This is a genomic window from Aliibacillus thermotolerans, from assembly GCF_027853235.1.
GTDB lineage: Bacteria > Bacillota > Bacilli > Bacillales > Marinococcaceae > Aliibacillus > Aliibacillus thermotolerans.
Genome location: NZ_WKJG01000058.1, coordinates 1 through 9,426, shown reverse-complemented (window position 1 = coordinate 9,426; position 9,426 = coordinate 1). Strand labels below are relative to the sequence as shown.

Here is a 9,426-nt window from a genome sequence, read left to right as displayed (position 1 = left end):
CTTAAGCTAGAATAATTCAATTGAATAGCTGTTTTTTTAAAAGGATGAAAGACCAAGGGGGTAGTATGCCCAAAATCAGGATTTTACTGCCATTCACCTTTATCATTTATCATATTTATCGAAATTAGCAGCTCTTACTTGTTTAGATAACAAAAAATCATTGGATTTGGTATCAAATTAAATCTTCATTGGAAGTATGAATAATTCAGGTTTACATATTTCCACAAAATAATTTGCAGATCAGATAGTTTTCCCTAGAGATGTCAGTCATTTCGATTTCTTGCTATTTGTGATACATTTAATTGGAGGTGATATGATGAGCGGTTCTGTACAACAAGAATGGATGTCTTCCTTAGAAACATGTTTAGATACATTAGAACAACGGATCGCTTTGAACGGGGAGAAACTACTCGTTATCGGCGTCAGCACGAGTGAAGTGATTGGAAAACAGATCGGATCGCACAGTTCTGACGAAGTTGCTCGAGTATTGTACGAAGTCTTCGCGCAATTTCAACAAAAAACAAAAGTGCATCTTGCTTTTCAATGTTGTGAACATTTAAATCGCGCCCTTGTGGTTGAACGAGAAACGGTCCGTTTGTTTCATTTAGAAGAAGTGACGGCAGTTCCCCATCGCAACGCCGGTGGTTCTATGGCAACGTATGCCTATCAACAAATGAAAGATCCTGTCTTAGTGGAGCAAGTTGCTGCCCATGCAGGTATTGATATAGGAGATACACTGATTGGCATGCATTTGAAGCGCGTCGCAGTACCCCTTCGTTCGGAAGTATCCACAATTGGAAAAGCCCATGTCACCATGGCGTATACTCGGCCGAAGTTAATTGGCGGACCACGTGCTAGTTATCCGAAAGAAATTAAATCCTAATGTTTTTATAGTTTTTTTAAAAAAACATACGGATTTAGATAAAAATTCATGGTACAATAGAACAGAAAATAATAAAATTGTAGAATAATAACGAATGAATGACACATATAGCGTGAGAAGGAAAGGGGTAACCAACAGAATGGATACGATTAAAACGCAAGACCCGAAAGTGTTTGAAGCGATGCAAGGAGAGTTGGAGCGGCAACGGAATAAAATTGAATTAATTGCATCCGAAAACTTCGTGAGCCAAGCAGTGATGGAAGCACAAGGATCGGTACTTACAAACAAATACGCAGAAGGATATCCGGGTCGTCGTTATTATGGTGGGTGTGAATACGTCGATATTGTCGAAGATTTAGCGCGAGACCGTGCCAAAGAATTATTTGGCGGGGATCACGTCAATGTTCAGCCGCACTCGGGAGCACAAGCGAACATGGCGGTATATTTTACGATTCTTGAACCGGGAGACACTGTATTAGGAATGAACCTTTCCCATGGGGGACATTTAACCCACGGAAGCCCGGTAAACTTTAGTGGGGTCCAATACAACTTTGTGGAATATGGTGTAACGAAAGAAGATCATACAATTGATTACGACGCCGTACTAGCAAAAGCGAAAGAACATAAACCGAAACTGATTGTTGCAGGTGCAAGTGCGTATCCACGTCAAATTGATTTTCAAAAGTTCCGTGAAATTGCAGATGAAGTTGGCGCATATTTAATGGTTGATATGGCGCATGTTGCCGGACTTGTTGCAGCAGGCCTTCACCCAAACCCGGTGCCGCATGCCCACTTTGTCACAACAACCACCCATAAAACGTTACGGGGTCCTCGCGGCGGAATGGTTATTTGTGAAGAACCATTTGCAAAACAAATCGATAAGGCCGTCTTCCCGGGTTTACAAGGGGGACCGCTGATGCATGTCATTGCAGCAAAAGCAGTTGCTCTCGGTGAAGCGCTCCAAGACGACTTTAAAACATATGCCCAAAACGTCATTAAAAATGCAAAACGTCTCGGTGAAGCATTGAAACAAGAAGGAATTAACCTTGTTTCCGGGGGAACGGACAACCATCTCTTACTATTAGATTTACAAAACTTAAACGTTACCGGAAAAGATGCCGAAAAAGCGTTGGATCATGTAGGATTGACAACGAACAAAAATACGATTCCATTTGATCCGGAAAGTCCATTTATTACAAGCGGGATTCGCGTAGGAACTGCGGCAGTTACTTCCCGCGGTTTTGGCGAAAAAGAAATGGATGAAATCGGTGCGATCATGGCAATGACATTGAAAAATCATGAAGACGAAAAAGTTCTAGCAGAAGCAAGCAAACGTGTCGATGCATTAACAAAACAATTTCCAATGTATTCGTATTTATAATAAAGAAAGAGTTGTGCCACGATGGTACTTGGCACAGCTCTTTTTTTGTCTGATTAAATATTGCGGTGGTGCGATGAAAGATTTTCTAAAGGGACGCTTCGGGGTCCTTCTCCTTGATCCGAGAAAAAAGACATTTCAAAAAAGTCCCCTCAGCATGCCAAGAAAGAAATCAAACATTTCTTTGAGTCTTGAATGGGATACTTTTTTTCTGTAAAATTTCAAAAGGTAAGTTTCACAGAAATGAATCCGGAATTCCCGGTACGTAAAGGAGTCTAGATGAAGATGGGAAAGGTACATGTTTTAGATCATCCGTTAATTCAACATAAACTAACGATGATTCGAGATGTGAATACAGGAACAAAAGAATTTCGCGAATTGGTCAATGAAGTGGCGACATTGATGGCTTTTGAAATTACCCGCCATCTTCCTTTAAAAGAAGTGACGGTACAAACCCCGGTTGGTCAGGCGACTTCGAACATTATTGCCGGGAAAAAATTAGGTATTGTGCCAATTTTACGGGCAGGTCTTGGAATGTCAGACGGAGTCCTGAAACTGATCCCTGCTGCAAAAGTAGGTCATATTGGGTTATACCGTGATCCGGAAACGTTAAAACCAGTGGAATATTATATCAAGTTGCCAAGTGATGTCCACGAGAGGGAATTTATTATCGTGGATCCTATGCTTGCTACGGGCGGGTCTGCGGTAGAAGCAATTCATAGTTTGAAAAAGCGCGGCGCAAAACAAATTAAACTCATGTGCTTAATTGCTGCTCCAGAAGGTGTCGAAGCGGTGCAAAAAGCGCATGACGACGTGGATATTTATTTGGCAGGACTTGATGAGAAATTGAATGAAAAAGGGTATATTATTCCGGGACTCGGCGATGCGGGAGACCGTTTATTTGGTACGAAATAAAATGACATATTTCCAATATTTATCGTTCATAAATACGATTCCCTGACACATTCTAAAGAAGAATAGAGATGTGCAGGGGGAAAAAAGATGCGTCCATTACAAATATCAACCCTCATATGTTGTCTTCTTATCTCCGTGTTATCGATCGAATTTTATTTTACCACCGTCGCAATCGCTTCTGAAAAAGAAGTAATGATTGTGATGGTGTCCGAAGATGAAGAGATAGAAGATGTACAGACAAGGGTATTACAAGCCATACCAGATTCGCAAATAGTGGAGACATATCAATATGCGTTCCAAGGATTTGCTGTTCAAATCAACCAGTCAGACCGGGAAAAACTGTCGACCATTCACGGGGTGCAACGTTTTGACGACGTAGCAACGTATCACGTTTCTTTAAAAGATAGTGTTCCTTTTATTGGGGCAACCAATGCTTTCAAACAAGTCGACGAAAACGGGAACCGTCTTACAGGAAAAGGGGTAAAAATCGGAATTATTGACACAGGGATGGACTACACCCATCCAGATTTGAAAAAGAATTATCACGGCGGTTATGATTTTGTCGAAGATGATGATGATCCGATGGAAGGAATCGACAGAGAAGGGAAAAAAACTTTTCACGGCACCCACGTGGCCGGCATTATTGGAGCGAATGGCTCGGTGAAAGGAGTCGCACCAGAGGCGGAAATTTATATGTATCGTGCGCTAGGCCCGGGAGGTTTCGGATCGACGGAAAAAATTCTTGCTGCGATTGAGCGTGCGATAGAAGATGAAGTCGATATTTTAAATTTGTCCCTCGGAAGCCCCATTAACGGTCCTGATTGGCCGACGAGTGTCGCTTTAAACAAAGCAGCAGAACAAGGCGTTCTTACGGTTACTTCCAGCGGTAATAGCGGACCATCGATGTGGAGTGTTGGCTCTCCCGGCACAGCCGATCAAGCGATTTCTGTCGGTGCGTCCACTCCTCCGTTACAAATGCCAAAGCTGACGTTACAAGATCAGCCGGAGATTGTGATGGAAATTACGCCAGTGGAAGGAACGTTACCGTGGCAATTTAAACGAAATCTTCCCCTTGTCTACGGAGGGTTAGGGCTAGAAGAAGATTTAGCAGGAGTGAAAGGAAAAGCTGTTTTAATCGAACGAGGAGGAATTCCTCTCATTCGAAAAATAAAAAACGCGCAAGCAAAAGGAGCGAGTGCGGTCATTATTTATAATAATGTCGCTGGTTCTTTTGCCGGGCGAACAGATGAAGCCATCCCTTTACCTGTAGTGACGGTGAGTCGTGAGCACGGAGATTTATTAAAAAAGCAAATTGAAGCAAAACAAGACGTATCGACCTTTGCCACCGTACGTACGATTTTAGAAGAAGAGACGGATCATATTGCGTTTTTCAGTTCGCGCGGACCAGTCACACAATCATGGCAAATCAAACCCGATGTGGTTGCACCCGGCGTCGATATTCACAGTACGATTCCAAACGGATACCTTCCTCTCAACGGAACGAGTATGGCAGCACCTCATATTGCCGGAGCCGCAGCGCTCATGAAACAAGCCCATCCGGAGTGGGAGGCGCATCAAATCAAAGCAGCGCTCATGAACACGGCCGTTCCTTTAATAGACCACCAAAACACACCGTATCCACCCTTTGTTCAAGGAACGGGTCGAGTCGATGTAGCGAAAGCAATGAACACGGACACGTTGATTTACCCAGGGACATTATCTCTCGGAATATGGGATCATGAAGAAGATATGATTCAAAAAGAGACGGTAACGATCGAAAACCATTCCGACGAAACGAAAACTTACACATTCCACGCAGATGATCATGATCAATTTCTAGGTATATCGATAAAAGCGCCTGAAAAAATAACACTCTCCCCGGGAGAAAAAAAAGAAGTCAACATTTCATTTACAAAAGAAGCAAGCGCTGTCGAATATAGTCAATTATACGGGACCATCGTCGTTAAAGGTGGAAGAGAGCCGATTCACATACCATATTTATTATTTCACGACGAACCAGATTATCCTCGCATCGGAGCTTTTGATTTAAGAAGAGAACTCATCTCCCGTGTTGATAATAACGCTCGCTTCCGGTATGAAGTGTATCTACCGGGCGGAGCGGACACATTGGAAATTGCTTTATATGACCCGGACACCTTCACGTATCTTGGCGTTCTTGATAAACAAGAAAAACTCAAAGCCGGTCTGCACGAAAATACGTTTTTATTAAAAGATGCCCCAGTCCCAGAAGGATTTTACCGAGCCGTTGTCTATGCCAAAGCCGGAGACAAAGAAGAAGTATACGACACCTTCATCTCCCTCGAAAGAACAAGGGTGAATAGAAAGGCGGAAGCAACCGCTTAGGCGTGAAGGCGATGGAAGAACGGGGCCAGAAGTCGTATTTTTCACTTCTGCCCCGTTCGGAAGCAACCGCTTAGGTAATATCGACATGAAAAAGGAGAAAACTCGCCTCGGCGAGTTTCTTCGTATCAACGATTCATGTGACATATTTTTTCGTTTTTTTCTCCTTTTTAAGTCCCATGACGCAAGCAAACAAGTTTTTTCCACCTAAATGATTCCATTTTTCATTTCATACGACCACTATTGCAAGTCAACATACAAAAACACGTCCCATCATTGGTTCAAGCGACGCTTTTTTGTTTTTCTCCTTCCAAAATCCATCGCATGAAGGAATGTTCAGTAGCCTACCGTGAAAACGCTCCTTATAACAAACCCTTCTATCCTAAATACCCGAAAAACCGTAAGTTATTCTCCTACGATACTTTATTTACAAAATATTTACATGCCCTTAACGGCAACCACAAACTACCTTGCTATACTTTGAATTGTTACACGGTTGGTGGACAACCACAAATTTTAAGGATAGGTAGAGGGGGAGACAGATAATGTCACTCAGAAAAGCATTCATGTTTTTTATTGTCGCTCTTCTTATGCTCGTTGTAGCAGCATGTGGAAGTGATTCTTCTGAGGAAGAAACCAACGCGGCAACAGATGATGCAGACAATGCATCAGAAACTCAAGAAGAAGAAGGAGAAGGTGAAGCAACCTCCGAGTTAGAAGGTAGTGTTGTGATTGATGGTTCCGGTACGGTGTATCCATTAATGTCACGCCTAGCGGAAGAATATATGACAACAGAACAAGAAGGAGTTTCTGTCGAAGTAAGTCGTGCGGGTACAAGTGCTGGTTTTGAGCGCTTTCTCGTAGAAGATGGAACAGATTTCAACGATGCGTCTCGTCCAATTAAAGAAGAAGAACAAGCGAAAGCAGACGAACTAGGTATCGAAGTGAAAGAATTAAAAGTAGCATTAGACGGATTGACTTTTGTTATCCATCCAGATAACGATTGGGCAACGGAAATGACTGCGGAAGAATTAGAAAGCATTTTCCTTGCTGACTCTGATGTTACCAATTGGTCTGACATTAACCCAGAATGGCCGGATGAAAAAATCAACACGTATGGTCCAAACGAAAACCACGGAACGTATGAGTTTTTCTATGAAGAAATCTTAGAAGAACAAGACTTAAAAGAAGATGTGAACTTGCAACAAGAATATTCTACACTCGTTAACCTTATTTCTGAAGATGTGAACGGAATTGCGTTCTTCGGATTTGGTTACTACGTAAACAATACGGATCAATTACAAGCGGTAAATGTAGACTTTGGTAATGGTCCAGTAGAGCCTTCGTTAGACACTATTGCTGAAGATGGAGAGTATGCGGATTATACACGTCCAGTATTTACATACTTGAACGTGGATCATGCAAAAGAAAAACCACAAGTATTAGATTATGCTCTTTACGTGATGAATAACGTCAATGAATTCGCTGGTGAAACTGGTTTTGCTCCAATCCCTGAAGAAGAAGTACAAGAAAATATCGAGTTTTTAGAGGGATTGCAGTAAGCCGGTAAAAAAGAATGTTGTGTGGTAACGAAGATGAGAGTACGTGTGCTCTCATCTTGGTTACGTTTCACACGTTGGAAGGAAGGTTTCCGAACATGTCGTCCGATAAACAGAACAGTGTTCAAGAGATGATAAGTGAGAAGAAACGTACTCGTAAACTATTCAATCAGTTAGAAAAAATGATTCCACCAATGTTGTTTGTGATTGCAGCGGTATCTATTTTAACAACGATTGGGATTGTCATTACGCTTCTAACAGAAACCATTGAGTTTTTTAAACAAGTATCGATTGTTGAATTTTTTACGAGTACGACATTAAAACCACTTAGCCAAAACCCTGAATTCGGAGTGCTTCCGTTAGTGATGGGGACAGTGATGTCATCTGTCATAGCGATGCTAATCGCCGCTCCAATTGGATTGATGACCGCCATTTATTTAAGCGAATATGCTTCTGAAAGGGTAAGAAAAACATTAAAGCCACTCTTGGAAGTATTGGCAGGTATCCCAACGATTGTATATGGTTTTTTTGCATTTACGTTCGTCACGCCTGTCTTACGTCAAATTATTCCAGGACTTGAGACAACGAATATTTTAAGTCCGGGGATTGTCATGGGTATTATGATTATCCCGATGATTGCTTCTTTATCAGAAGATGCGATGAGTGCGGTGCCAAATGCAATGCGAGAAGGAGCCTTAGCTCTTGGTTCGACGAAATTAGAGGTAACAAGACGGGTCGTCATTCCAGCAGCTTTTTCCGGAATTGTTGCTTCTTTCGTATTAGGAATTTCTCGCGCAATTGGAGAAACGATGATTGTTACGATTGCTAGTGGAAGCTCGAAAAACTTTACTTTTGATGTCACACAATCGATGCAAACGATGACAGCATATATCGTGGAAGTAACGAGTGGAGATGCGCCGGCAGGATCCACCATTTATTTCAGTTTATATGCGGTAGCGATGACGTTATTTGTTTTTACCTTGTTGATGAATTTACTCGCACGCTATGTGTCACGCCGATTTAGGGAGGAGTATTAATGGAATACGTGGATCATGCACAAGTGAAAAAGCGGATGAGTGCTCGCATTCTTCTCAATTACATCTCGCAAATCATTTTCTTCTTGTCTGCTTTATTCGGACTCGCCGTGCTTTTTATTTTAATATATCGCGTTCTAAGTGACGGATTAGGTTGGATTAACTGGGGCTTTTTAACAGGAAAATTGTCAACACAGCCAGAAAGAGCAGGAATTATGGGAGCGATTCTCGGAACCCTTTGGCTCATGGCGGTCGTTGCTCCGGTGACGATGTTTCTTGGTATTGGAACGGCCATTTACTTAGAACTTTATGCGAAAAAAGGTCGTTTACTCAATTTTTTACAAACAAATATTTCCAACTTGGCCGGAGTACCTTCGATCGTGTATGGAATTTTAGGACTCACAATTTTTGTTCGTGCGCTTGATCTTGGCAATGTCGTGCTCGCCGGGGGCTTGACAATGTCTCTCTTAATTTTGCCGATTGTGATTGTCGCAAGCCAAGAAGCAATTCGTTCGGTGCCCCAACAATTATTGGAAGCCTCTTACGGAATGGGGGCAACCAAGTGGCAAACGATTAAAAATATTGTCTTGCCTGCAGCGCTACCTGGGATTTTAACAGGAGCAATTCTTTCCTTATCCCGCGCGATTGGAGAAACGGCCCCCTTAGTTGTAATTGGAATCCCAGCTTTACTGATACCATTTCCGGGCAGTATTTTTGATAAATTTACAGTGCTTCCAATGCAAATTTATTACTGGACATTGGATTCTTCTTTAGTAGATGAATATGCCAATTTAGCAGCAGCAACCATTATTGTTTTGCTCGTCGTGTTGTTTTTATTAAATGCCACAGCGATTATTATCCGAAATAAATTTCAGAAACGGTATTAAAACAATCAAATGCTGGGACAAGGACGAAACCCAGTCATTAAAAAATGAGGTGCTCGCCAAAAACTTGGTGAGTCTCTCTTTTTTTTTGTGTACAAAGAACATTTAACCTGAATTATTCATAGAAAACTTTTGATTACTTTTGAATGCTTATTTATCAAGCGTTTCATCTGACTTGATCATGCATCAAATAAATGAAAAAAGAATCCATTTCTGTTAAAGTTAAATCACGACAAAATAACCACAGAAAGGATTCTTATAATGGCTACTTTACCGCAATTAACGTTAGATTTCAATCGTCAAATTAAATTGTCAAATGATGGGGGTTCTCTTTCTTCTGATACAGGTGAATTTATCTTTAGAGAATTCGATGAGAAAATCGGATTCTCTAAAACCCTGGCTCAACACCTAC

The 9,426-nt window shown here is 41.7% G+C and carries 8 protein-coding genes; all 8 read left to right on the top strand.

Going from position 1 to position 9,426, the window contains the following annotated elements; genetic code table 11:
- The first annotated feature begins 316 nt into the window (after positions 1–316).
- Complete coding sequence (locus tag GJS40_RS09780; protein WP_377902129.1) at positions 317–883, top strand: TIGR01440 family protein; 567 nt, start codon at positions 317–319, stop codon at positions 881–883.
- A 139-nt stretch (positions 884–1,022) separates the two neighbouring features.
- A complete protein-coding gene (glyA, locus tag GJS40_RS09775) occupies positions 1,023–2,264 on the top strand; it encodes a serine hydroxymethyltransferase (RefSeq protein ID WP_270897695.1) in 1,242 nt (413 codons plus the stop codon).
- Positions 2,265–2,546: 282 nt separating this feature from the next.
- Positions 2,547–3,176 carry a uracil phosphoribosyltransferase gene (gene upp, locus GJS40_RS09770; protein ID WP_270897694.1) on the top strand — a complete coding sequence of 210 codons (630 nt, stop codon included), beginning with the start codon at positions 2,547–2,549 and terminating at the stop codon, positions 3,174–3,176.
- Positions 3,177–3,263: 87 nt separating this feature from the next.
- Positions 3,264–5,540 carry a S8 family serine peptidase gene (locus GJS40_RS09765; RefSeq protein WP_270897693.1) on the top strand — a complete coding sequence of 759 codons (2,277 nt, stop codon included), beginning with the start codon at positions 3,264–3,266 and terminating at the stop codon, positions 5,538–5,540.
- Between the two features lie 542 nt (positions 5,541–6,082).
- Positions 6,083–7,099 carry a PstS family phosphate ABC transporter substrate-binding protein gene (locus tag GJS40_RS09760; protein ID WP_270897692.1) on the top strand — a complete coding sequence of 339 codons (1,017 nt, stop codon included), beginning with the start codon at positions 6,083–6,085 and terminating at the stop codon, positions 7,097–7,099.
- A 95-nt stretch (positions 7,100–7,194) separates the two neighbouring features.
- Positions 7,195–8,133: a phosphate ABC transporter permease subunit PstC gene (gene pstC, locus GJS40_RS09755; RefSeq protein ID WP_270897691.1), complete on the top strand. Its 939-nt coding sequence runs from the start codon at positions 7,195–7,197 to the stop codon at positions 8,131–8,133.
- Positions 8,133–9,017: a phosphate ABC transporter permease PstA gene (pstA, locus tag GJS40_RS09750; protein WP_270897690.1), complete on the top strand. Its 885-nt coding sequence runs from the start codon at positions 8,133–8,135 to the stop codon at positions 9,015–9,017. The genes pstC and pstA overlap by 1 nt, the downstream gene beginning before the upstream one ends.
- 258 nt (positions 9,018–9,275) lie before the next feature.
- Positions 9,276–9,426: transposase (locus GJS40_RS09745; RefSeq protein WP_270897696.1), on the top strand; the 151-nt coding region annotated here is incomplete at its 3' end.

What these genes read in the sequence shown, in the direction of transcription:
- GJS40_RS09780 (WP_377902129.1), top strand. Translation starts at nt 317, where the DNA reads ATGAGCGGTTCTGTACAACAAGAATGGATGTCTTCCTTAGAAACATGT.
- glyA (WP_270897695.1), top strand. Translation starts at nt 1,023, where the DNA reads ATGGATACGATTAAAACGCAAGACCCGAAAGTGTTTGAAGCGATGCAA.
- upp (WP_270897694.1), top strand. Translation starts at nt 2,547, where the DNA reads ATGGGAAAGGTACATGTTTTAGATCATCCGTTAATTCAACATAAACTA.
- GJS40_RS09765 (WP_270897693.1), top strand. Translation starts at nt 3,264, where the DNA reads ATGCGTCCATTACAAATATCAACCCTCATATGTTGTCTTCTTATCTCC.
- GJS40_RS09760 (WP_270897692.1), top strand. Translation starts at nt 6,083, where the DNA reads ATGTCACTCAGAAAAGCATTCATGTTTTTTATTGTCGCTCTTCTTATG.
- pstC (WP_270897691.1), top strand. Translation starts at nt 7,195, where the DNA reads ATGTCGTCCGATAAACAGAACAGTGTTCAAGAGATGATAAGTGAGAAG.
- pstA (WP_270897690.1), top strand. Translation starts at nt 8,133, where the DNA reads ATGGAATACGTGGATCATGCACAAGTGAAAAAGCGGATGAGTGCTCGC.